Origin of the sequence: Alcaligenes sp. SORT26 (genome assembly GCF_017377875.1) — a bacterium.
Taxonomy (GTDB): Bacteria; Pseudomonadota; Gammaproteobacteria; order Burkholderiales; family Burkholderiaceae_B; genus Alcaligenes; species Alcaligenes parafaecalis.
The window spans coordinates 1,473,722-1,497,794 of the sequence record NZ_CP070975.1 but is presented as its reverse complement, the minus strand read 5'-3'; the positions used below and the strand labels follow the sequence as shown (position 1 = coordinate 1,497,794).

Sequence of the window (24,073 nt, the reverse complement as noted above, 5' to 3'; positions counted from 1 at the left end):
CGCTATTGCACCGTGTAACGTCGTTTGCGCAAACTGATTTTGCGCCCGTCGTAACGGTATTCGTCGATCAGGGTGGGATTGTCCAGGCTGGGTGTTTCCATGATCAGAGTCTGACCATGATGGCGCACCCGAATCTGCGCGCTGCAGGAACCAAAGGCAGGCGAGACGGTATAGCCCTTGGAGGACACGGTGACCCAGTGGTAGTTGATAGAGCAACCACCCAGGCCATTGTCGACCGAAATCAAGGCTGTCTGATTATTGGGCTGCTTGAAGGCATAGGGGATGTTGATCAGGCCTTTGAGCTCAGGCGCGATGATTTTCGTATCCAGTTGCAGTTGTGCCTCATAGACATAATCGCTCTGGCTGACTTGCAAGGTGCCATAGGGGCTGTCCAGACTTAGCTGTGAAGGAGGCTGGGGCCAGGTCTGACTTGCCGCACTATGGGCGACAAACGGTTGCAGGGCTAGCGAGAGCCCAATCACAACATAACGAATAAAGACCTTAGGGGCGGGCATGATCAATCAAGTCTGGGGATGGTCAGGGCTAGTGAAAAAACACAAAGCGCCATAGATCATCTGTATTTGTAAGTTTCATAACATTTTATGTATTTTCTTGTTGCGTAGAATACCGGATAGCAGAATTTTTCGCTATAAGGATAGGGACATAAGGTGAATGTTTCATCTATGTGTCATGGGGGAACCGGCTAATTTGGTCCTGAAAAGCATGTTGTCCCCGGCTTAAAGAAACAGGCTGAATTAGGCTATCATTGCTGAGTTGCCCCGGATGGGGCCAAGCCGCATTTCTTCGTTGCAGCAGAGACTCATTATGCAATCCATCCCGGATGCCGCACTGGCGTCAGAATCGGACTCTACGCTTGCTGGCCAGCAGGCTAAACCCGGCGCTTTATTGGACTATGTCAGCTCCAGCCGTTTGCCAACGCCTTGGGCTGTGTTTCAGATCCATGTATTTGTAGAGCGCAGCAATCAAAAAGAACACGTCTTGTTGACCTTGGGAGATGTGGCCGACGGTGAACCCGTTCTGGCTCGTGTCCACTCCGAGTGTCTGACAGGCGACGCCTTGTTCAGCCTGCGGTGTGATTGTGGCCCTCAGTTGCAATTGGCGCTGGAGCGTATTGCCACCACCGGTCGCGGTGCCTTGATGTATCTGCGCCAGGAAGGGCGGGGCATTGGTCTGGTGAACAAGATTCGTGCCTACAACCTGCAGGATCAGGGTGCGGATACGGTGGAAGCCAACGAGAAGCTGGGCTTTCCTGCCGATATGCGCCGCTACGATATCTGCAAGGACATGCTGGATCATGTCGGTATTCAGAAACTGCGCCTGATGACCAATAATCCGCGCAAGGTAAAAACCTTGCAGGAAATCGGGATTGATGTGGTGGAGCGTGTGCCGCACCAGATTGAAGGTAATCCCTTTAACGAGAGCTACCTGAATACCAAGCGTTTGCGTTTGGGCCATTGGCTGGAAACAGACGAATAAAAAAAGGGAGTGCGGGTAGAATTTGATTCTGTTTTTCATCCGCTCCTTTTTTATCGGTATCAAAAAAAAGGGCCATCAATTGGCCCTTTGTCTTTCCGAGCTCAAAAATAAAGCCAGACCGGAAATCCATACAGGGATTCGGGTCTGGCTTTATTTTTATAGGATCAGGCCTGGTCGTTGAAGCGACAGATGCCTGAGCCTTGCAGAACTAAACAAGAAAGGCCGGGTCGAACCAGGCCCTCTCTGTCTTAGGCTGCGCTCTTTTCCAGCAAGGCGCTGACACCGGCTTTGGCGTTTTCTATAATCTGATCACGCAGCTCAGGGGTCTTGCCCAGGCCTTCAGCGTAGACAATACGCAGGTCGGTCACACCCATGAAGCCGAACATCACGCGCAGGTAGCTTTCCTGATGTTCCATGGCCTGTCCTTGCTCCGACTCGGAGTAGATGCCGCCACGGCTCAGAACCAGGTACACCGTTTTGTCGCCAGCCAGGCCTTCTGGGCCATTGCTGGTGTAGCGGAACGTACGGCCAGCTTGAGCCAGACGGTCCATCCAGGCTTTCAGTTGGCTAGGAATGGTGAAGTTGTAGAAGGGGGCACCAATCACGACCACGTCCGAGGCCAGGAACTGGCTCAGGTATTGTTCGGTGATCGCGTTTTCGGCGCGCTGACGCTCGCTCAGGGTGGCGGGATCCAGACCCAGACGCATGCCCAGGGAGTCTGCCGAGAAGTGAGGTGGCGGGTTCAGGGCCAGATCAACATGCTCCACTTGGACCTGATCATTTTGCTGGCGCAGTTGATCAACTACAAATTGCGAAAGTTCGCGGGAAACGGAGTTGGCGCCGGTGATACTGGAGTCTACGTGTAGCAGTTTCATGATGTTTGGTGTCCAAAGCGATGAAGGAATGGTGTCATTATGTTTGATGCCCATACCTTTGATAAGCCGGTTTTTCTGAGAAAGATTATTCTACTTTTGTCTGTAATCCTGGAAAACATCCCTGTATGTATGACTTAAATGACATGGTGCTGTTTACCGAAGTGGTGCAACGCGGTGGATTTAGTGCCGCCGCCCGCCACCTGGGTATGCCGCCATCGCGTGTGTCGCGACGCCTGAGCCGCCTTGAGGCTGAAGTCGGTGTCCGCCTGCTGCAACGCACCACCCGCAGCCTGTCCCTGACGCCTGCGGGCGAGGTGTTCTTACGCCATTGCCAGGCCATGCGCGACGAGGCCGAAGCCGCGTATGCGGCTGTCGCCCAAGTGCAGCAAGAACCGCGTGGTTTGCTCCGCATCAGTTGTCCGGTCACCTTGGCGCACACGGTGTTGTCGACAGTATTTGCGCAGTTTCTGATTCGTTATCCTCAGGTCGAGCTGGAGGTGGAAGTCAGTAATCGTGTCGTGGACCCGGTTGCCGACGGAATTGATGTGGCTTTGCGAGTACGCAGCACCTTAAGTGATAGCGCCAGCTATATCGTGAAACGCCTGGGCGAGACCGGCGCTATTGTGGTTGCGCAGCCGGAATTGCTGGCTCGTTTTGATCCGGTGCGCGGGCCTGCTGATCTGGCCAAACTGCCCACCGTCGCCATGTCAGCCCGACAGGGACAAGGCGAGTGGGAGTTGTATGGCCCTGATGGAGCCAGCCTGACCGTGACTCATCGGCCCCGTTATATGGCCTCGGATTTGCTGACCTTGCGTGAAGGGGTAGAGCAAGGCATAGGCGTGGGTATTTTGCCCGACTATATGTGTTGCGATGCCTTGCAGGCAGGGCGTCTGGTGCAGGTTTTGCCGCAATGGGCACCCTTGCCAGGAATTATTCACGCCGTGTTTGCATCGCGCCGAGGCATGGCCCCGGCGGTGCGTCATTTTCTGGATTATCTGGGTGAGCAACTACCCGTGCATCACCCCAGGGTTTAAGACGGTCAAGGTGCGGCAGATGCGCAGCCGCTCTGGGCGGGCAAAATGGCCCAGTTCAGATCAATCATGGGGCTGCGCTCGGAGGACCAGCGCTGTTCTGCTCGACCTTTGATCGGGGCCTGTTCGTACAGTTCAAGCAAGGCAGCGGGGGCGGGTCCTCGTGTTTTCAGGCTATAGACAATCAGGGCACCGCAGTCCAGATCGCGTGGCAGTGTTAACCAGGGTGAAGCAGCCGGGTCTGCATCAATAAAGACCAGAACATCCTGACCGGCATGGACGGCAATATTGCCACCCAACCAGGTGTCCGCGACCACGACTTTCAAGGGAATGCCAGGCATGTGTTCTTTCCAGATGGCCTGCATCTGGGCAGAGACTTCAGGGCCTGGAAATGTCGAACGTGAGTCCCGCCCTTTGTGCCAGGCCAGGGGGCCTCGGGCCAAGGCATAGCCTGATGCCAGCAAAATCTGCAGCACGATCACGATAATTGCCAGTCTGCGTAGCTGGATCTTGTCTTTGCCGTGCATGACCCACAGGGCAAAAAAACCATACAGCACAAAAAAGGTGGTGGCCCAGGATGCCACCAAACGCGTGCCCATAATGGCCGAAATCAGTACGGTGCTGATAATGGGAGTCAGGCCCACCCAGAGCAGGAATTGCTTGTCGGCACGGGAGATATCATCAGAATAGCGCTGCTTGTTTTGCAAGGCAGCATCCGCCGGAGCGAGTCTTTTGGAGTCGCGGCGATTCCAGACGGCTAGCGCAATCAGGGCCACCAGCATAGGGCTGAGACGACCGAGCTGGTCCAGGCTGAAGGCCAGCAGTTCCTTATAGGCTTCCAAGCGTGTATGCGTTTCCAGGGAGCCGTCCATATAGCGGAAGGGGGCGAAGTCGTGCGCGGCCAGCCAGTACAGATGAGGGGAGAGGACCAGTACATACGCGATCAGGGCCAGACCCAGCCCTGTCCAGGTTTGCCGCTGGCGCCACATGCCGCTGCGCAGAAAGTACAAAAAGAAGGCAGTGAACAGAATCACGGCGCTGTATTTGGTGACGGTAGCGAAGGCCGCGACGGCTCCTAACCATAACCAGTCCGCGGGTTTTTGATCCCGGCTGGCACGATAGAAAAACCAGGTGGCTGCCGTGACGGACCACAGTTGTGCCGTGTTGTGATTAAAAATGGTGCCGCGCAAAGAGAAGTAAATGCTGACCGAACTGATCAGCAAGACCATCAGGGCGCGCTCGGGATTCAGAAACTCGCAGGCCAGTTTCCAGATAAACCATAAGCCCAGCACCGAGGCCGTCATCCCTGCCGCAAACGTCAGCCAGATAGGGCGACCAAACACACTGGTCAGTGCGGCCATGACCCAGGACGGGAAGGGGGGATGCTTTAAATAACCCAGTTCAAAGCTGGATGACCAGACCAGTTCCTCCATGCCGTCCAGATCCGGCGCTTTGTGGCTGATTGCCATCAAGACTGTCCACATGACAACCATCAGAAACAGGTACAGCAGCACCGTGCGCTGGTAGCTTTTTTGGGGTGTGAAGGCAGGGAGTTGGGCGCTCATGCAAATCGGTGGGGAAGGTAAATAAGCAAGTGTACCGTCTGGGCGTTGAAAAAGAGCCGATTGGACAGGTGCGCCAATCTGGGCTACGATGCGCTTCGTCATTAGGGAGTAGCCGCTTCGGATTACCGAAGACCAGCGTCAACATACTTGGCCTACACAGGGTCATGGCGCTGGTAGCAACTAGCCTGGCAAGACTTTTGACCATAGACCTTCGCGTTTGGCCGGGAGGGTTTGTGGTCATCTGTCTCTTATCCGGCCAGGAGTTGTTATGGAAGCGTTGTTTATCTCCACGGGTGTGGTTGCCTTGGCAGAAATTGGGGACAAAACCCAATTGTTGGCCTTTATTCTTGCAGCCCGCTACAAGCGCCCTTGGCCCATCATTCTCGCTATTTTCATAGCAACCTTAGTTAATCACGGTCTGGCCGGTGCCATTGGTGCCTGGGTTCCTGCATTGCTGGACCCCGAAGTGCTGCGCTGGGTGCTGGGTATTTCCTTTCTGGCCATGGCCATCTGGATTCTGATTCCCGACAAGATCGACGATGCCGAAACTACGCGCACTCGATTTGGTGTGTTCGGGACCACCCTGGTTACCTTCTTCCTGGCCGAGATGGGCGATAAAACCCAAATCGCCACGGTCGCTTTAGCCGCTAAATATCAGGAGTTCTGGTGGGTGGTACTGGGTACGACCCTGGGCATGATGCTGGCCAATGCGCCGGCCGTCCTGTTTGGCGAGCGTATTGCCCGCCGCTTGCCGACTCAGTTGGTGCACCGGATTGCCGCCTGTATCTTTGCCGTGCTGGGTGTGCTGGCTTTGTTGGGCGGCGCAGAAAGCCTGGGCTTCTAGCGAGGCTAGGTACTGGATGCCAATTGTCGTAGTCGGCCCGTTGCGGCAGGGCGACGACGAGCGGCATCCATCGTCAGGACCGGGGCCAGCGTCAAGGCCGCAGCAGGTCGCATTTGATGGTGGACTTGGCCGTGATCGCCATGATTCAGGACACTGATCGCCTCTTGCAACTCGGCCCCGTTCTGGTTCAATTCCTGAGCCGTTTCACTCAAGTCATGAACCAGGGCGGCATTATCGCTGGTGATCTGGTCCACTTGTTTCAGGGCCTGGGTGAGCTGGCCCAAACCAATACTTTGTTCGCCGGTGGCCGCAGAAATTTCACCCATCAGACCGGCGACTTCAGACACGGATGTCAGAATCTCCTGCATGGTCTGGCCAGCGTGGGCCGCATGGGTTGCACCTTCAGCACTGAGGGTTTGGGTTTCGGTGACCAGTTGCTTGATTTCATCGGCGGCCTGCGCGGCTTGTTGAGCCAGTGAACGGACTGCTGAGGCGACCACCGCAAAGCCTTTGCCTGCCTCTCCGGCGCGGGCCGATTCAATAGATGCATTAATCGACAAGATATTGGTTTGAAAGGCGATGTTATTGATCATCGACACGATATTGCCAATATGTTGTGAGCTTTCCAGAATCTGTTGCATGGACGAGCTGACCTTCTGAACCGCTTCGTTACCACGGCCTGCAATATCCGCACTGCGGCTAGCCAGTTCATGACTGGCTTTGGCGTTTTCGGCGGTCTGCAAAACGGCCTGTCCAAACGAGCTCATGCTGGCGGTGGTTTCTTGCATGGACGCGGCTTGTTCCTGCGTCCGGGCTTCCAGCAAGGCGCTATTGTCCGACAGCTTGCGGGACACGACTTGATTGTTCCCACAGCTCTGGTCAACGTCGGTGCTGATACTCATCAGGCTTTTACGCATCAGATCCAGGTTCTGCCCCAGCGTTTCCAGTTTTTTGACCTCGGGCCCCCGAGTGTTGACGGTCAGATTACCCGCTGCAATTTGTTGGGCGATGTGCGTGGCCGTTTTAAACGATCCTAAAACGCGTCGCATCAATACAGCCTGATAGCCAAGAATCATGAGAGTGCCTACGCCCAGGGCGCTAGCCAGCATCACCATGCTTTGCTGTGGCATTTCCGTATTCAGGATCATGGCGATAATCCCGCCGGTAATCCCCAGATTTAACAAGCCTTTACGTAAAAACGCGGCCAGCAAACTGGGACCGGCCAAAAAGCGCAGGCCTGCAAAGGGGCGTCGCCAACTACGGGCTGTAATTTGGCCAGCCCGTATGGTTCGTGAGCGATTTTTGCCTTCGCGCAATTCCTGATAAAACTGTTCGGCGGCTTGAATATCCTGGGCTTTGGCACGTACCCGTACCGACGCAAAGCCCGTTAATTCACCTTGTTCAATAATCGGGCTGGCATGGGCCAGAACCCAATAAAAACCGCCGTCTTTACGGCGATTCTTTACTACCCCTACCCATGAACGCCCCTGTTTCAGGGTGTGCCATAAATCGGCAAAGACCTCGGACGGCATATCGGGATGCCGCACAATGTTATGTGGCGCGCCGATCAGCTCTTCCCGGCTAAAACCGCTGACCTCCACAAATGCAGGGTTCGCATAAATGATGCGGCCTGCCAAGTCTGTTTTGGAAATGAGATATTGCTCGTCCAGCAGTTCGGTTTCAATGCCGGTAATTGGTAGGTTCTTGCGCATAGCCTTTCCCTTTGTTTTTTTGTATCAGCAAAAGACTCAAGATAAACGGATCAATTTCTTGTTGTGAATTTTCGTGAATAGTATCATTTGATTCGTTTTTTATGTCTAAAAATAAAAAAATGATAATCAAATGAAAATATTTGTCACAAATCGATCGAAATTGAAAAAATTGATCCGTGCTGATAAAGGGAAGCGGGTGGGCTCAGGAGGGCAGGTACTGGGCGTGAAAGGCTTCGCTGAGCAATTGCAGCAGCAGGGCAATAGGGATGGGTTTGGCCAGTGCGGTTGCTTTGCCGGGCAGGCCGCCACGCGCGTGGATATCGGCGGCGCTCAAGGCAGAAATCACGTAGATCAAGGTATGTTCTGTTTCGGGCGCATCGGCCAAGGCCTTGAGCATGGCAAAGCCATCCAGCTTGGGCAGGTTCAGATCCACGATCAGAACGTCGGGGTAGAAATTGCCAGCGGCGATCAGACCTTTCAGGCCATCTTGCTCGCAGCGCAATTCGACCGGGAAGGGCAGATGCTCCATCGCCATGCGGTAGATGGACAGCAGATCCAGATCGTCTTCAACGACCAATACACGCAGGCAGGGTTCACTGCTACAAACGGGCAGGCTGGGTGTGATCGGGGTATCGGGTGCGACCTGGGGGCTGGCGTGCCCCTGGCGCTCTTGCAAGATGGCTTGGACGGAGTCGCGGTCAATGCGTCGGTGCCCACCTTGGGTTTTCCAGGCTTTCAGTGTCCCGGCTTCTACCCAAAGTTGTACGGTGCGTACAGATACGCCCAGTAAATCAGCAGCCTGCCGAGTGGAGTAAACGGCGTCGTTCATGGAGTCAACAAAATGAAAGCAGGCCAGACCGGGGAAAAGAAGGCTGTGTGCCCCGATGTAGCAGTGCAGAGTGTAGAGACGGTATTAGTAAGTACAGAAATACTAATAATGGCAATGGATAGTGGCCTGTTCACGCCAAGTGATAGGCAGAGTATTCGACACACATGCTTCTAATATCTCCGATTTTCAGATGTTCATGCTTTGTCAGGGGATCACTTCAATCGGGCGGGCCTGTGAACCTGGGCCAGCCTTGTTGATTTTACGCGTATCCCTTGCGCTGTCGTGTTACCGGACGGGCCCAGTGTGGGTAGCTGAACACACTTATAAGTGTTGGTGATGTGGGCGGGTCCGGGCGGTGCTTGGCTTGTCGGGCCAAGAAAAAAGGGTGTTAGCACCCTAGCACTTGTTTTTATCGTTAGTCTTGATCCTAGTCAGCCTTTATGGAATAAATAGGAATCTATTTTGTACAAGCCCCCTTGTTTCCTCAAAGAAAATTTATGCGCCTTATGATACGGCTAAATATCCCGTTAAGCAGTATGGCGTCCATTTTTGGAGTAAAACTTTTAAAACGTACTGATACCTTTCCCATTTTCCCGCTTAATTGTTATGAAATTCATTTATTAGGCGCTTAACTTTTTTTCACCCAGGCTGATGCAATGGCATTGGCATGTCAGTAATCCCATCAAGAAAAATGCTTGGTTTATCCGCTGGACTGGCTTTTTGTCGCATGGAGATTGAAACCGCACTGAGGCAGGCGCAGTGCTTGTTTTGGGACGAAAATAGGGGATTGGCTTGTTGCTCACACTATTTACCAGTTTTTTGATCGGGCAACGTTTGTTTGAACGAACCAGCGTGCCCAAATGGCCGGGGCAGGCTTATGAAAAAGCGCATCGTTTTGAGCAAATGCTGGATGCTTTGCCCGATGCCATTGTCATGTTCGATTCCTGTGGGCGAATTGAAGGCTGTAATCGGGCCATGCGCCGCTTGCTGGATATACCGGAATTAGCCAATGGCAGCGATGATTTAATCGATTTTTTCCAGAATCTGGAAAAAGGAATAAAGGCGGATTTAGCGTATTTGCTGCCTGGAATTAGCCAGGTTATTCACCGCGCGAAAAATCCCTTTTACTGCATGCACCGGGATGGCGAAGGGGAGCAGGCTCGCGCCCTGGAATTTCATGCCTATGCCGCCTCCGAGTCAGACACCGCCACCTTGCTGATGATTCGCGATGTCAGCGCAAAAATGCAACAGGAACGCGAGCGCGCCGACTGTTTTGCCGTAGCGGCCCATGAAATACGCTCCCCACTGGCCGCCATCAGCGGCTATATCGAGTTGCTGCAACTGGAGGCGACCCCTTCAGCCTGGGCCAGTAAGATTTACACCCAATTACATGAAAAAGTCCGTGGCGTAGATGTCCTGCTGGACGATTTGACGCGCTTGAATCGCATGGAGTACGAGGGAGCGGGAACACAAGAATGGCGCGAGTCGGATTTGCGTGCCGTGCTGCGCCTGAGCCTGCGTGCCTTCAGCGAGCAGCGTCACCGCATTCGCCTGGATTTGCCCGAACATGGTTTGTGGGCCAAGGTGGATATTGTTCCTTTATTAGTGGCTCTGCGTAATACGCTGGAAAATGCCCTGAAGTATTCTGCGCCGGACACCCTGGTAACCTTGCGTTTGCAGCCCGGCCAAGCCGGTTGGGCCTGTATCGAGGTTCTGGATCAGGGGCCGGGTATTGAGCCCCTCTATAAAGAGAAGGTGTTTGACAAGTTCTTCCGCCTTCCCGGTCAGCAGGTGCAGGGCAGTGGTTTGGGCCTGTCTATTGTGCGATCGATTGTGCAGCACCACGGGGGGCGGGTCTACTTCAAGGAGCATCCGGGGCCGGGCGCGCATTTGGTCATGGAATTGGTTCTGCTGCCTTCCGCGTCGTATATACCTTAATCTTCTCTAAAATAGGGTTATTTTCATATATTTAAGTTTGATATAAGGTACAATTTGCGCTCTTTTCGTGAAGCGAGGTGATCGCCATTTCAGGTGCACCTCGCTTTGAAGTTTTTATGTTGCGGTCATCTCGTTGGTAGGGGACGCAAATCCGTTAAAGGAGCACACGATTATGCAAGGCTTGCACTTGACCGCAGACCTTTACCAATGTGCATGCAGCCCAGAGCTGCTGATCGATGCCCAGAAACTGGCTGATTTTTGCCGCCAGCAGACTATCGATGCAGGGCTGACCATTGTTGGTGAAGAATGGCAGGCATTTCCCGAATTTGAAGGGCAGCCCGGTGGTGTCACCGGTGTTCTGTTGCTGGCCGAGTCTCATTTGGCTATCCATACCTGGCCAGAACGCAATGGCGTGACGCTGGACGTGTATGTCTGCAACTTCATGCAGGACAACTCCGGCAAGGCAACCCGCCTGATCAACGGAATTGAGCAGGCTTTCAAACCCGGCCAGGCTCAACGTAATCGTTTGTGGCGTGGCGAGGCCGACGGCCCGGCCCATGCTGGCGAACTGCTGACGGAAAACCTGAACCAAGACGCCCTGTACGGCTTCCGCTTTACCGAGCGCTTGCTGGAGCGTCAAACCGCTTTTCAGCGTCTGGAGTTGCTGCGCTCCGAAACGCTGGGCAAGACCTTGCGTCTGGATGGTTGCATGATGACCTCCGAGGCCGAAGAGTTCTTCTACCACGAAGGCCTGATTCACCCGGCGGCCCTGGCTCACCCCAATCCACGCCGTGCCCTGATTGTGGGCGGTGGTGATGGCGGCGCGCTGGAAGAACTGCTGAAATACCCAAGCCTGGAGCACGTGTCTCTGGTTGAGCTGGATGGTGAAGTGATTGAAGTGGCCCGCGAGCACTTGCAGTCCATTCATAAGGGCGCGTTTGATAACCCGCGCGTGCACATTCAGATTGAAGATGGGGCAAAATTCCTGGCCAATACACAGGAACAGTTTGATCTGATTTATCTGGATCTGACGGACCCTGAAACGCCTGCCGGTCCTTTGTACACCACGGCTTTCTTCGAGTCCTGCAAACGTGCCTTGGCAAGTGGTGGAGCCCTGGTGCTGCACCTGGGTTCGCCGTTCCATGAAAGCCAGCAAGTTCAGAAGCTGAGCGAATCCTTGGCTGAAGTCTTTGCGCAAGTGCATGGTTACGGCCTGCATATTCCGCTGTACGGCTCTTACTGGGGTCTGGCGATTGCCTCTGACGATCTGAACCCGCGTGCATGTTCGGCAGAGCAAATCCAGGAACGTCTGGATCAGCGCATGAGCGGCCAGAATCAGGAGTCCTTGCAGTTCTATAACGCGGACTTGCATGGCGCCTTGTTTGCCTTGCCTACCTTCTACCGCCGCCTGATGCCTGTGAATGAGGCAAGTCTGGCCGAGATTTGCTAAGCAGCTCGTCGGCATAGAGGGCGGGGCTGGATGTCCGTCCTGCAATAAAAAAAGCCCCTGATCGCAACAAGATCAGGGGCTTTTTTGTTTCGCGCTGGTGTCTGTATGGCTCCGTTCAGCGCTCAATCGAAGTTTTATACAGCGGATTATCCATTGTTGAGACGAGGTCAATCGAAGCCTGTGCGAGTGTCGAAAGCCCTCATTGAGGCAGAAGTTCATCGCAACGGTGCGCAACTTGCGCGGCAGTTGGGGGTGTGGGCAGCGGGGCGGATCGACCAATCCTCTATCGGCTGTCCTTGCGGCGGGATTTGGCTTGTGGCTTGTCCTGAGAAGCCGGAAATACACGGGCGTACAGGAAGTCGATGAAGGCCCTGACCTTGGGTGAAGGATGTTTGCTGGCGGGCCAGAGGATGTGGAAAACGCCAGTGCGTTCTGCATAGTCGGCCAGAACGGCTTGCAGTCGCCCATCTGCCAGAGGCTCCCTGACCGAGAATTCCGGCAGGTAGGCAATGCCCAGGCCCTGCAAGGCAAAGCACACGCGCGTCTCGATGTTGTTGCAGATCATCGAGCTGGGTAGCGTCAGTTCGGGCTCATCGGTCGCGCGGCGCAAGGCCCATGGCTCCAGCTTGCCGCTGTTGGGAAAGCGGTAGTGCAGGCAGGTGTGATTCAGCAGATCAGCAGGTACTTTGGGTATCCCTTGCCGCGCCAGATAGTCGGGTGAAGCGACCAGTAGCGAACGGAAGGAGCCAAGCCGACGGGCGGAGAGGCGCGAGTCAGTGGGGTCCCCTGTTCTGATCACGGCATCGAAGCCTTCCTCAATTACATCGACCAGCCTGTCGGTGAAATCCAGATCCAGCTCAATCTCGGGGTACTCGCGCATGAAGTCGCCGAGGACGGGCAGCACCAGTGAGCTGACTAGCGGCAAGCTGACCCGCAAACGGCCACGTGGCGTCGTGGTCGCTTGTGACAGTTCCTGCTCTGCTGCCTCGATTTCGGCAAGGATGCGACGGCTGCGTTGCAGGAACAGTGTGCCTTCGGCTGTCAGCGTGACACTGCGAGTGCTGCGGTGGAACAGGCGCACACCCAGCTTTTCCTCTAGCCGCGCTACGCTCTTGCCGACAGCGGATGCTGACACGCCCAGCAGCCGACCAGCCGCAACAAAGCTGCGTACTTCAGCCACTTGAACGAACACCGTGAAGCTGTTGAGACTGTCCATCATCACACCTCGATTACGGACATAAAGTTCCGCTTAAAACGGAACTCTACCTGACTTTTTCTTTAATTTCAGGCTTTCTATCATGGCAGTTCGCTCCATTGATGAAAGGAATTACCCGTGATGACTTCCGTAATTACGCCAGGCGCCAGCGTCCCGTCAGCGCATCTTTCCACCAGTGTGCAGACCCTTGTTCAACAGGCACTGGACCAAGGTCGCCTGGTTGGCACGGTCGTGCTGGTGGCCCAGGATGACAAGCTGATCCATCACCAGGCTTATGGCTGGGCCGATCATGAAAGTCGTCGTGCGATGACGGTGGATACGGTCTTTCGCCTGGCCTCCGTGAGCAAGCCCATTGTCTCCACCGCTGCACTGGTACTGGTGGCGCAAGGGCGCCTGGGGCTTGATGACAGCATTCACTCTTGGCTGCCTGAATTCCGGCCGAGTTTGGCTGACGGTCGTCCTGCGCAGATCACGGTTCGGCAACTACTCAGCCATACGGCCGGATTGGGCTATCGCTTCCTGGAGACTGATGCGCAGGGTCCTTATGCACGGGCTGGTGTGTCGGACGGTATGGATGTGTCGGGTATCAGTCTGGGAGAGAATCTGCGTCGCATCGCCACTGTGCCGCTGCTGTACGAGCCAGGAACGGCCTGGGGCTACTCCCTGGCAATCGACGTGCTGGGTGCCTTGATCGAGCAGGTGTATGGCGCGCCTTTGGATGTGGCCGTGGGCCAGCTTGTGACGGGTCCGCTGCGCATGGCGGATACCGGTTTTATCGCGCGGGATGCGCAAGGCGTGGCGACTGCCTATGTAAATGGCACACCTCAGCCGCATCTACTGCAAGAAGGCGAAACGGTCTCGCCCTTTGAGGGGGCGGTGGGTATCCCTTTCAGTCCTGCGCGCATCTTCGATCCGCAGGCATTTCCTTCGGGGGGAGCGGGCATGGCGGGTACGGCAGGTGACTTCTTGCGCTTGCTGGAGGCCTTGCGCCAAGGGGGCGGCGGCCTGCTGCCCAGCGAAATGGTCGCGGAAATGGAGCGGGATCAGACGAATGGCGACGAACTGCCGGATGCACCGGGGTTCGGTTTTGGGCTGGGCTTCTCGGTCCTGCGCGACCGGACACTGGCTGCATCGCCCGAGTCCAATGGAACCTGGCGCTGGGGCGGAGCCTACGGTCATTCATGGTTTGTCGACCGGGCGCAAAGGCTTACTGTGGTCGCCTTCTCCAACACCTTGTACGAAGGGATGTCTGGCCGCTTCGTCACCGATTTGCGTGATGCCGTCTATGCTGCTTTGGAGTCTGGACAATGAGTTCGACCGCTATGAACAGATCAGCCTGCTCGCAGGAAGACAATGAGACTCTTGTGAACAATCAGGATCGTCTGCCGCTGCCTGCCTTGCTGGCCTTGGCGATGGCAGCCTTCATCACGATCCTGACCGAAGCCTTGCCTGCTGGCCTGCTGCCTTTGATGGCGCAAAGCCTGACGGTATCGGAGGCATTAGTCGGCCAACTCGTCACCATTTATGCGATTGGCTCACTGCTTGCCGCAATTCCATTGACGGTGGTCACGCAGCGTTGGCGGCGCAGGCCATTGCTGCTGATCGCCATCAGCGGCTTCGCCTTGGTCAATATGGTGACCGCCGTCTCTGACAGCTACACCGTCACACTTGTCGCTCGCTTTTTCGCGGGTGTATTTGCAGGGCTGCTTTGGGCCCTGGTGGCTGGCTATGCAGCGCGCTTGGTGCCCGCACACTTGAAGGGGCGCGCTATTGCGGTTGCCATGGCGGGCACGCCGATTGCGCTTTCTCTCGGTATTCCAGCGGGTACATTTCTGGGTGTGGCCTACGGCTGGCGCGCGACTTTTGGCCTTATGAGTTTGCTGACCGTGATTCTCGTGTTCTGGGTGATCGCCAAGGTGCCGGACTTTCCTGGGCAAGCACGCGGAAAGGGGTTCGCGCTCAGGATGGTTTTTACTCTACCGGGTATTCGGCCGATTCTGTTCGTCACTCTATTCTATGTGCTGGCCCATAACATCCTCTACACCTACATTGCGCCCTTTCTCGTTCCAGCCGGTATCGCGGATCGGACCGATCTCGTACTGCTGGTTTTTGGCGTAGCCGCGCTACTGGGCATCTGGGTTGTGGGTGTGTTGATCGACCGCTGCTTGCGTGAACTGGTGCTGATCAGCACGACCTTGTTCGCGCTTGCCGCATTGGCACTTGGCCTTGTTGGCACCGTACCGGCTGCGGTCTACTTGTCTGTCGCCATCTGGGGGCTAGCTTTTGGCGGCTCGGCAACTCTCTTTCAAACGGCTTTGGCCAAGGCAGCAGGGGAAGCCACCGATGTGGCGCAATCCATGATGGTGACGGTCTGGAATATCGCCATTGCCGGTGGCGGAATCGTAGGCGGCATTCTGCTCGAAACTTTTAGCGTGTCCGCCTTTCCGTGGAGTGTGCTGGCGCTGCTCGTTGCGGCATTAGCGGTCACTGTAGTGAACAGTCAGGCGGGGCGTGGTTGGTGACTCCCAGCACGCCTTGATGCTTGATCTTGAACGGTTAATTGCCCAAGTTTTTCCAAGCCGTCCTGCTCGATTTCAATCCGAGCAGGACGGTGCAGCAAGATACCGCCTTATTCCTTATCCGCCCCACGATAGCGCTGGTAGGGCAGGACGTTCCAGGTACGTGTGGTCAGTTGCTTGGCAGAAATCACCGCCGGAATATCGTCCAGCAAGCTGCGCGCAGAATGCAGCTCCCGCACGACCTCTTGCTTGTCCTGATACATGAACTCGTCCGAGGCTTCTTCAGGTGCTTGCTGCTGTTTTTCTTCCAGATCGCTGATCAGGCGTTCTTGCTGGAAGCGCAAGGCTGCACGGGCATCCTCAATCCAGGAGGCTTGCATGCTGCGGTTGTGGTCCACCACGGCGCTGTACTCGGTGTACACCCCGTTATAAATATCTCCCGCATGGTGCCGGACGTCGTGACTGGCAATTTCCAGATCGCGTACGGTTAGCTGAGACGGGTCCAGCGGTTCGCTACGCTTGGCCCCGCCCAGACGGGTGTACTGAGTGTAGTAGGGGAACATGCTCTGGATAACCTTGCTGACGGGCTGGATAGCTTCGCCCTCCTCGCACAGTCCTTTGGGTTGCACGCCTTGCATGGCGGGCAAAATGGATTCGGGGCGGCAAATCTCCTTGGGCGGCATGATGCCGTGGCGCAGCATCTCGCGAATGCCGGTGCCGGAGATGGTCAGCCTGAAGCGATCATCGTGCGGGCAGGTCTCGGAAGTGGCATGGCAGGCGCAGCGCGTGCAGTAAAACACTTCGTGGAACAGGCGCACATCAATGCCCATTTCCTTGGGGCTGAACTGATCGAAAATGCTGTGGCTGGCGTACTTGTCGTAGTAGCTGCCAATCCCGGCATGATCCCGTCCAATCAGGGCATGGGTACACCCGTAGTTCTTCATGATCAGGGCATGCAAAATGGTTTCGCGCGGGCCAGCAAAAATATAGGTGACACGCAGCGGCGACAAGATGGCTCGCTCTTTGGGGTAGTAGGTATCCAGCACGTTCCTGTAGGCCATCATGCGGAATTCATGGCGCACGTATTCACGCTTGGCCATCTCCACCAGTGGCTGCAGGAACAGGCCATCAATGCCTTCCAGCGCATTGCGGTGTATGTACTCATGGCCCCGGTGCAGCGGGTTTGCGCCGGTGATAAAGCCTGCTACGGAATTGAATTTCTTTTCTTCGTAGAACAGACGCCAGGTGTCTTTGGGTTCGCGACGCAGCTTCTCGAACGGGCCCCAGTCCACACGCTGCAGCAGGTGCAACGTACCACCCAGGGACACATCGCCCATGCGGCGGTAAATGGAGTCCACGCCGGGGTGGTTTCTGTCCGTAGTGCCAAACAATTGCTGGGCGCGCTGCTCCTTGTCGTAGGAGAAGATGTCCTCGATGCTCAGGATGGCCACCGGCTCGTTCTGGCTGTTGGTCAGCGCCACCTCGGAGCCGACCGAAAGTCCTTTAATAATGTCGCGGTTGCGATCGCCAATCGGGGCGAAGCTCAAAGGCACAGGCCACACCACACCATTACTCAAACGACCCTCTTTGAGCACGGAGTTGTAGTCGGCCTCGTTCATGAAGCCTTTGTTGGGGGAGAGCACCCCGGTCGCAATCATCTCGATAGTGATGACGGCTTCCAGATCCACGCGGATGCTGGGCAGGGAGCGCGCACGCTCAATCTCGTCCTTGACGCGATCTTCCGGGACGACCTGATTGACCAGCGTTCCACCGTGCGGTTGCTGTGGGTAGCGATCAAAGTTCAATGTTGAGTGGTTCATATTGCCTCCTTTAATTTGCCCCGCATGACGATGAAAGATAGTTTTTTTGTCGGGGCGTTTCCGTTTGCGAGTGATAGATGAGTTCCAGACCGGGGCCCTAGTCCCTGGGTTTGAAACGCTCTATTTCTTCTTGTGATGTCAGACGAGAAATCCTTGTCCGAACAGGTGACGCAGCGCTGGCTTGAATACCGCCTGCGCCTTGTTTTGCTGCGGTCGTTTGATACGGCATGACGACAGGGATGCAGACATTGTTTCGGGCCTGTTGGGTGGTGAGGTGATCTTCACCGTAGCCCATGATGCTGCGTGTGCTGCTTGCCCCAAGAGATCCGTCCTGAAATTCAAATTGGGTATAGGTGATAAGCCCTAGTTTTCCAAGTCCAGATCCCGCAGGAACTGTCTTAGTATTACTCACAATCGCGAGAAAAATCATCGCGTTATACCAAAGTAGGAGACAGTGCAGATGACGCCAGCTTGGGTGGTGTTGGCTTCTTTGATTTACGCCGCAATTTTGTTCGCGATTGCCTGGTTCGGGGACAGGAATCCCTTGTATACCCAGCGCCCCTGGTTGCGACCCACGGTCTACAGCCTGGCCTTGGCTGTGTACTGTTCGTCCTGGACGTTTTACGGGGCGGTCGGCTCGGCTGTACGCTATGGCATTGGTTTTTTGCCGATTTATTTAGGCCCGTTTTTGATGCTGCTGTTTGGCTGGCGGATAATTGAACGGCTTGCCCTGGTGGCCCAATCCCAGAATACGGTTTCCATTGCTGACTTCATGGCCAGCCGTTATGGACGCTCGCAGCGTTTGGCGGCGATGGTGGCCGGGATCGCTGTGGTGGCAGCGGTGCCGTATCTGGCCTTGCAGTACAAGGCCGTGGCCTTGAGCTTGAGTGTGCTGGCTGGCACGGAATTTCATGCCAGTTTCCTGGGGGATCCGGCCCTGTATGTGGCCATTCTGATGGCCTTGTTTTCCATTCTGTTTGGCACGCGCCAAGTGGATGCTACCGAGCACAGGCCGGGTCTGATGTTGGCGGTGGCCTTTGAGTCCGTGGTGAAACTGGTGGCGTTGGTGGCTGTCGGTCTGTTCGCCGTTCGCTGGTTCGGAAAGGCTGAACTTAATATGGTGGGGGCCGTCAGTACCCTGTTCGAGAGCAGCCCGCCGGTGGGGTTTGTGGGGCAGACCTTGCTGGCCTTTGCCGCCATTATTTGTTTGCCTCGCCAGTTCCATGTGGCTATTGTCGAGTGTGGTGACGTGGTTGATATTCGCCGGGCACGTTGGCTATTTGGGGCGTATCTGCTGCTGGTCAGTGTCATGGTTTTACCCATTGCAGCAGCGGGTGTCAGCCTGTTTGGCACTGGGGCCGAGGGCGTGGCACCGGATAGCTTTGTGCTGGCATTGCCCTTGTCGCAAAACCAGGTGGGACTGGCCTTGATGGTGTATATCGGCGGCTTTTCTGCGGCGACGGGTATGGTCATTGTGACCAGCGTGGCGCTTTCCACCATGGTCAGTAACGATCTGGTCATGCCCTTGTTGCTGCGCCGGGGCTGGGCCCAGTACCAACAGAGCACTGTGGCCTCTACGGTGCTATGGATACGTCGTGTCGCCATCATGGTGCTGGCCGGAGTGGCTTACGGTTATTACATGCTCAGTGGCAGTGACACGACCTTGGCGGCCTATGGCTTGATGGCCTTTGTGGCAGTTGCTCAGTTTGGACCAGGCTTGATCGGTGGTTTGTATTGGCGCGGTGCCAGTCGGCAAGGGGTGGAGGCCGGTCTTTTATTGGGCTTTGCGATCTGGGTTTATACCTTGCTCCTGCCAACGCTGACCGAGGTCGGTTTGCTGGCAGATGACTGGTTGCATCAGGGGCCCTTGGGGCTGTCCTGGTTGCGCCCTTATCAGCTCTTCGGGCTGGAGGGTTGGGACCCGCTGACGCATGGCACGTTCTGGTCCTTGTTGTGCAATATCAGCGCCTTTCTGTGGGTGTCCTGGCGCAGACGTCCGGGGCTGGGGGAGCGCTTGCGTGCCGAGCCGTTTCTGAATCCGTATGCGGAACGTCAGACCCTGGCGGCACGACATGCGTATGGGGATTTGTCGGTACAGGATTTGCTGCTGCTGGCCGAGCGTATTGTTGGCAAGAAGATGGCGCGGCGTGCGTTTGAGACGCAGGCCCGACAGCTCAAGCAATCGCTGGAACCGGGTTTGAAGGCTGACAGTGCCTGGGTGCATTTCACCGAGCTCTTGCTGGCGGCCGCAGTGGGAGCAGCGTCCGCTCGTTTGGTCTTGACCAGTGCCTTGCGTGGTTCGGGCATGGAGGTAGCGGCCATTATGGCCGTGCTGGATGAGGCGGGTCAGGAGCTGCGTTTCAACCGGGATATTTTGCTGGCTACGCTGGAAAATATTGATCAGGGCGTCAGTGTGGTGGACGCAGATATGCGTCTGGTCGCCTGGAATCAACGCTACCAACAGCTATTCGATTACCCGCCCAGCATGTTGTATGTAGGCCGATCTGTGGCGGACCTGATCCGTTTTAATGCGGAGCGGGGCAAGGTTGATGGCGTGGAAAGCATAGGGGTGGAGCAGGCTATCGAACGTCGTATTCAGTTCATGCGCGAAGGCTCTTCCTATGTTACCCAGCGCATGTTGAATGACAAGCAGGTGGTCGAGTTGCGGGGGCGGCCTTTGCCGGGCGGTGGCTACGTCACCAGCTATAGCGACATCACACAATACAAGCGTGTGGAGCGCGAGTTGCGTGAGATGAACGACAGTCTGGAGCAGCGCGTTGCGGTGCGCACGCAGGAGGCGGAAAAAGCGCAGGAGTCCCGTACCCGTTTCCTGACTGCGGTCAGCCATGACGTGCTGCAACCGATTAACGCGGCACGCCTGTTTGCCTCGGCCTTGCGCGATACCCATGATCTTGTGGAAATGCCCAATCTGGCTGAACGGGTCGATACCTCTTTGCGTACGGCGGAGGAATTGCTGGAAGGCCTGCTGGATATTTCCCGGCTGGATGCTGGTGCCTTGAAGCCGGATCTGGGCGTGATCAATGTCCAGCACCTGTTGCAGCATTTGGCGGATCAATATGCTCCCATGGCGGCACGGCGCGGCATTCAGTTGCGGATACATGCCCGCCCGCTGCGGGTGTATAGCGATCATCGTTTGCTGCGGCGGGTGCTGCAGAACTTTCTGGCCAATGCTTTGCGCTATACCCAGGAAGGGCGGGTAGTGTTCGGTGTGCGGGTTCGGGGCGAGGAGCTGGAGTTTCAGGTCTGGGACTCCGGCCAAGGTATACCGCCTCATCACATTCAGCAGATTTATGCGGAATTTCATCGCTACGAGCAGGCTTTTGATTGGGATGGCCGTGGCCTGGGTCTGGGCTTGTCGATTTGCCAGCGGATTGCCGTCCTGCTGGGCCATACCTTGGATGTACGATCAGAAGTGGGGCGCGGCAGCATGTTTTCGATTCGTGTGCCCTTGAGTCAGGCTTGTGAGGCCAGCAGTCACCCAAGCAATGAGTCCAGCCAACCTGCCGATGGCTTGGCTTTGAAAAGTTTGCGGGTACTGTGCCTGGATAATGATCTGGATATTCTTGCGGGCATGGAGGTATTGCTGGGCCGTTGGGGGGCACAGATTATTACCGCGAATACAGTGGATAGTGCTTTGGAGAAAATCGAGCTGAACCCAGATGTCTTGTTGGTGGACTATCACTTGCATGATCGTCTGGACGGCTTGCAGGCACTGCAATTATTGCGCCTGCATTTGCCCCACGCACAAGGTGCTTTATTAACGGCGGACGGAAGTGATGAACTGAAAGCCGCTGCCCGCCAATACGGTTATCTGGTGCTGACCAAGCCGGTAAAGCCCGCTTCGCTGCGAGCTTTCTTGACTGCGCAAATTAAAACGTATTAGTGTCCTGGGCTTCATCCTGGTTCAGGCCAAGATGACTGGCCATCAAGACGGCCTGGGTACGATTGGAAGCTCCCAGCTTGCGCAGGATGGCCGTCATGTGCGCCTTGATGGTGGCCTCTGAGACATTCAGATCATAGGCAATCTGCTTGTTCAGTTGCCCGGTGCTGAGCATTTGCAGCACGCGAAACTGCTGGGGCGTCAGCTCGCGCAGTTTCGCGGCCACTTCGCGTTCGTCCAGACTGATGCCGGGGGCGGAGGAGCCGATGTCCGGCAGCCAGGTGCCGCCATCCAGAACCACTTGCAAGGCCACACCCAGTGTTTGTGCATCAATGGATTTGGGGATGAAACCCATGGCGCCGTGATCCATGGCGCGGCGCATGAAACGGGCCTCTTCATGGGCGGTGACCAGAATGATGGGCAGGGAGGGGTAGGTCGCGCGCAAATGGACTAGCGCACTGAAACCAATAGCCCCCGGAATATCCAGATCCAGCAGGAGCAGATCGGCGTCAGGATGGTCGTCGACCAGTGGATATAAATTGGAGATACGATCCGCTTCGTAGATGGCCGTGCCGGGAAACAGGCTGGCTACGACTCCTCGTAACGCTTCACGAAATAGCGGGTGATCGTCAGCAATGAGCAGTTCATTCATGAGGGGATTATGCCATGTCCAAGTTTCTGTAATGGTGCCTGCCTGGATGAGCTGCACATCAGTAAAAACAGGGCACCGAAATGCCCTGTTTTCTGTTCCTGCATGCTGATCAAATCAGCGTAAAAGCTTTAGTGAGCGCTGGCGCTGGCCGCACCAATGCCGGTTTGACTGCGTACGGTCAGAGCCTCGAAGGCTTCGCGTTCCTGGGTAGCGCGGGCGCTGTTATCCAGGGTCGAGAACAGCCAGATCGAGAAGAAAGCTAGCGGGATGGACAGGATGCCAGGGTTAGGGAAGGGGGTGATGGGCTCAGCAAAACCGAATACATCCACCCATACCGTGCTGCTCAAGACCACCCACACCGTGGCGGTGACCAAGCCCAGGAAGCCGCCAATGGTGGCACCACGCGTGGTGCAGCCACGCCAGGCAATCGACAGCACCAGGACCGGGAAGTTGGCACTGGCTGCAATGGCAAAGGCCAGGCCCACCATGAAGGCGACGTTCTGGTTCTCAAAAATAATGCCCAGCAAAATCGCCAGTACACCCAGAACCACCGTGGAGATACGCGAGATGCGCATCTGGTCTTTTTCGGTTGCGCGTCCTTTGGCTATGACGTTGGCGTACAAGTCATGCGAAATGGCTGCGGCACCAGCCAGAGCCAAACCTGCGACCACGGCCACAATGGTGGCGAAGGTGACTGCTGCCAGGAAGCCCAGCAAGAGATTGCCGCCTACTGCATTGGCCAGGTGCACCGCCACCATATTGGTGCCACCAATCAGGTTGGTCAGCATGTTGAAGGAGCCATCCGGGCCAGTCTGGAAGTACTCGGGATGCTTGACCAGCAAGGCGATGGCACCGAAACCGATGATGAAGGTCAGCAGGTAGAAGTAGCCAATAAAGCTGCTGGCGTAGATAACCGATTTGCGGGCTTCCTTGGCATCGGCCACGGTGAAGAAACGCATCAGGATATGGGGCAGACCTGCGGTACCGAAGGCCAGTGCAATACCCAGGGACAGTACGTTCAGCGGGTTGCTGCTGACGGCAGCGCCGGGTTCAAGAATGGCGTGTCCGGTAGGGTGTGTTTCCACGGCGGCGGCCAGCATGCTGTCCACATCCCAGTAGAACGCAGCCAGAACCAGAATCGTCATCAGTGTGGCACCGAACAGCATCAGTACGGCCTTGATGATTTGCACCCAGGTGGTGGCTGTCATGCCGCCAAAGGTGACGTAAATCATCATCAAGGAACCCACAATCACCACGGCCACGTTGTAGTCCAGACCAAACAGCAGCACGATCAGCTTGCCTGCGCCGACCATTTGCGCGATCAGATACAGGGCAATGATCAGCAGGGAGGCGCTGGCCGCCAGAATCCGCATGGGGTTCTGGGACAGGCGAAATGAGGTCACATCGGCAAAGTTGTAGCGGCCCAGATTGCGCAGGCGCTCGGCAATCAGGAACATCACAACCGGCCAGCCGAACATGAAGCCGATGGCGTAAATCATGCCGTCAAAACCACTGACGTACACCATGCCCGCAATCCCCAGGAAGGAGGCGGCAGACAGATAGTCTCCGGCAATCGCCAGGCCGTTTTGAAAGCCGGTCAAACCGCCACCAGCCGTATAAAAGTCCGATGTGGTGCGTGTGCGGCGAGCAGCCCACCAGGTGATGACCATGGTCCCGGCAATAAAGATCAGGAACATGACGATGGCAGAGGTATTGGCCTGGCCGGATGAGGCCGCCATGGCATTGCCGCTGGCCATGCCAAACAGGCCCAGGCTCAGAAGTAGTTTCTTCATGTCACGTCCTTCATGATTTGAGCCAGCAAGGGGTCATAAACCTTGTTGGAGATGTAGACGAACGTGGAAACGAGAACAACGGCACTGATAAGCACAATGGCGGCGCTAAGCACCCCAATGGTCATGGTCATGGACCCCACGGGGCGGCTAAAGAGCTCGGGGTCAAAGGCCAGCGTCAAGATAAAGCCTGCGTAAACAATGACGGTTAAGCCAAAGAAGATCAGGCTCATGCGGTTACGTTTTCTGAGCAACTCTTGATAGGCGGGGTGCTGGGTTACTGCCGTGACGACAGTGTTGGCTGAGCTCATCGTTATGTCTCCTTATAGGGTTGATGATTCTTAGCATCGAGGCTCTCTGAACACAGTGCATGTACAAAGAGTGGGCGCTTGGGGGCGCTCTATGTACAGCATGTATAGAACGAATCAACTTTT

General features: G+C 55.9%; 19 protein-coding genes and 1 riboswitch. Of the genes, 8 read left to right on the top strand and 11 right to left on the bottom strand.

All coding sequences use genetic code 11. From position 1 onward, the window contains the following. Positions 1 to 2: 2 nt before the first annotated feature. A complete protein-coding gene (locus JYG33_RS06960; protein ID WP_207875265.1) occupies positions 3 to 515 on the bottom strand; it encodes a hypothetical protein in 513 nt (170 codons plus the stop codon). Positions 516 to 825: 310 nt separating this feature from the next. On the opposite strand from JYG33_RS06960, the gene ribA reads away from it, so the two are divergent. Further along, a complete protein-coding gene (ribA, locus tag JYG33_RS06955; protein WP_207875264.1) occupies positions 826 to 1,497 on the top strand; it encodes a GTP cyclohydrolase II in 672 nt (223 codons plus the stop codon). Between the two features lie 248 nt (positions 1,498 to 1,745). Here ribA and JYG33_RS06950 read toward each other — a convergent pair whose 3' ends face one another. After that, positions 1,746 to 2,372: an NAD(P)H-dependent oxidoreductase gene (locus JYG33_RS06950; RefSeq protein WP_207875263.1), complete on the bottom strand. Its 627-nt coding sequence runs from the start codon at positions 2,370 to 2,372 to the stop codon at positions 1,746 to 1,748. A 125-nt stretch (positions 2,373 to 2,497) separates the two neighbouring features. Between JYG33_RS06950 and JYG33_RS06945 the strand changes: the two genes are divergently transcribed. Continuing rightward, a complete protein-coding gene (locus JYG33_RS06945; RefSeq protein ID WP_207875262.1) occupies positions 2,498 to 3,406 on the top strand; it encodes a LysR family transcriptional regulator in 909 nt (302 codons plus the stop codon). A gap of 5 nt (positions 3,407 to 3,411) precedes the next feature. Here JYG33_RS06945 and JYG33_RS06940 read toward each other — a convergent pair whose 3' ends face one another. Continuing rightward, positions 3,412 to 4,968, bottom strand: a complete 1,557-nt coding sequence (locus tag JYG33_RS06940) for a glycosyltransferase family 39 protein (RefSeq protein ID WP_207875261.1) — start codon at positions 4,966 to 4,968, stop codon at positions 3,412 to 3,414. A gap of 91 nt (positions 4,969 to 5,059) precedes the next feature. Then, positions 5,060 to 5,235: riboswitch (yybP-ykoY riboswitch) on the top strand. A gap of 1 nt (position 5,236) precedes the next feature. Between JYG33_RS06940 and JYG33_RS06935 the strand changes: the two genes are divergently transcribed. After that, the gene (locus JYG33_RS06935) at positions 5,237 to 5,812 is read left to right on the top strand and encodes a TMEM165/GDT1 family protein (RefSeq protein ID WP_207875260.1); all 576 of its coding nucleotides are present in this window, start codon (positions 5,237 to 5,239) and stop codon (positions 5,810 to 5,812) included. Between the two features lie 5 nt (positions 5,813 to 5,817). Here the strand turns inward: JYG33_RS06935 and JYG33_RS06930 are convergent, their stop codons facing one another. Continuing rightward, complete coding sequence (locus tag JYG33_RS06930; protein WP_207875259.1) at positions 5,818 to 7,524, bottom strand: methyl-accepting chemotaxis protein; 1,707 nt, start codon at positions 7,522 to 7,524, stop codon at positions 5,818 to 5,820. 202 nt (positions 7,525 to 7,726) lie between these two features. Then, positions 7,727 to 8,353, bottom strand: a complete 627-nt coding sequence (locus JYG33_RS06925) for a helix-turn-helix domain-containing protein (protein WP_207875258.1) — start codon at positions 8,351 to 8,353, stop codon at positions 7,727 to 7,729. Between the two features lie 834 nt (positions 8,354 to 9,187). Here JYG33_RS06925 and JYG33_RS06920 point away from each other — a divergent pair. Next, on the top strand, positions 9,188 to 10,291 hold the full coding sequence (locus JYG33_RS06920) for an ATP-binding protein (RefSeq protein WP_243430291.1): 1,104 nt from the start codon (positions 9,188 to 9,190) through the stop codon (positions 10,289 to 10,291). 172 nt (positions 10,292 to 10,463) lie between these two features. Then, complete coding sequence (speE, locus tag JYG33_RS06915) at positions 10,464 to 11,741, top strand: polyamine aminopropyltransferase (RefSeq protein WP_207875256.1); 1,278 nt, start codon at positions 10,464 to 10,466, stop codon at positions 11,739 to 11,741. A 283-nt stretch (positions 11,742 to 12,024) separates the two neighbouring features. Here the strand turns inward: speE and JYG33_RS06910 are convergent, their stop codons facing one another. Beyond that, positions 12,025 to 12,957: a LysR family transcriptional regulator gene (locus tag JYG33_RS06910; protein ID WP_207875766.1), complete on the bottom strand. Its 933-nt coding sequence runs from the start codon at positions 12,955 to 12,957 to the stop codon at positions 12,025 to 12,027. Between the two features lie 120 nt (positions 12,958 to 13,077). Between JYG33_RS06910 and JYG33_RS06905 the strand changes: the two genes are divergently transcribed. Beyond that, positions 13,078 to 14,268, top strand: coding sequence for a serine hydrolase domain-containing protein (locus JYG33_RS06905; protein WP_207875765.1), 1,191 nt, complete (start codon positions 13,078 to 13,080; stop codon positions 14,266 to 14,268). Between the two features lie 11 nt (positions 14,269 to 14,279). After that, positions 14,280 to 15,479: an MFS transporter gene (locus JYG33_RS06900; RefSeq protein ID WP_207875764.1), complete on the top strand. Its 1,200-nt coding sequence runs from the start codon at positions 14,280 to 14,282 to the stop codon at positions 15,477 to 15,479. A 107-nt stretch (positions 15,480 to 15,586) separates the two neighbouring features. On the opposite strand, the gene JYG33_RS06895 is transcribed toward JYG33_RS06900, so the two are convergent. After that, positions 15,587 to 17,296, bottom strand: a complete 1,710-nt coding sequence (locus JYG33_RS06895; protein WP_207875255.1) for a sulfate adenylyltransferase — start codon at positions 17,294 to 17,296, stop codon at positions 15,587 to 15,589. A 97-nt stretch (positions 17,297 to 17,393) separates the two neighbouring features. Beyond that, complete coding sequence (locus JYG33_RS06890) at positions 17,394 to 17,726, bottom strand: hypothetical protein (RefSeq protein ID WP_207875254.1); 333 nt, start codon at positions 17,724 to 17,726, stop codon at positions 17,394 to 17,396. 30 nt (positions 17,727 to 17,756) lie between these two features. On the opposite strand from JYG33_RS06890, the gene JYG33_RS06885 reads away from it, so the two are divergent. Beyond that, positions 17,757 to 21,200 (top strand): PAS domain-containing hybrid sensor histidine kinase/response regulator, encoded by a 3,444-nt coding sequence (locus tag JYG33_RS06885; protein ID WP_207875252.1) that lies wholly within the window; start codon positions 17,757 to 17,759, stop codon positions 21,198 to 21,200. Here JYG33_RS06885 and JYG33_RS06880 read toward each other — a convergent pair. From JYG33_RS06880 to JYG33_RS06870, 3 genes are all read right to left on the bottom strand, one after another. After that, positions 21,187 to 21,849 carry a response regulator transcription factor gene (locus tag JYG33_RS06880; RefSeq protein ID WP_207875250.1) on the bottom strand — a complete coding sequence of 221 codons (663 nt, stop codon included), beginning with the start codon at positions 21,847 to 21,849 and terminating at the stop codon, positions 21,187 to 21,189. The genes JYG33_RS06885 and JYG33_RS06880 overlap by 14 nt on opposite strands. Before the next feature lie 128 nt (positions 21,850 to 21,977). Further along, on the bottom strand, positions 21,978 to 23,642 hold the full coding sequence (locus JYG33_RS06875) for a cation acetate symporter (protein WP_035272637.1): 1,665 nt from the start codon (positions 23,640 to 23,642) through the stop codon (positions 21,978 to 21,980). Continuing rightward, positions 23,639 to 23,950 (bottom strand): DUF485 domain-containing protein, encoded by a 312-nt coding sequence (locus tag JYG33_RS06870; RefSeq protein WP_207875249.1) that lies wholly within the window; start codon positions 23,948 to 23,950, stop codon positions 23,639 to 23,641. Before JYG33_RS06870 ends, JYG33_RS06875 begins: the two co-directional genes overlap by 4 nt. Positions 23,951 to 24,073: the final 123 nt, after the last annotated feature.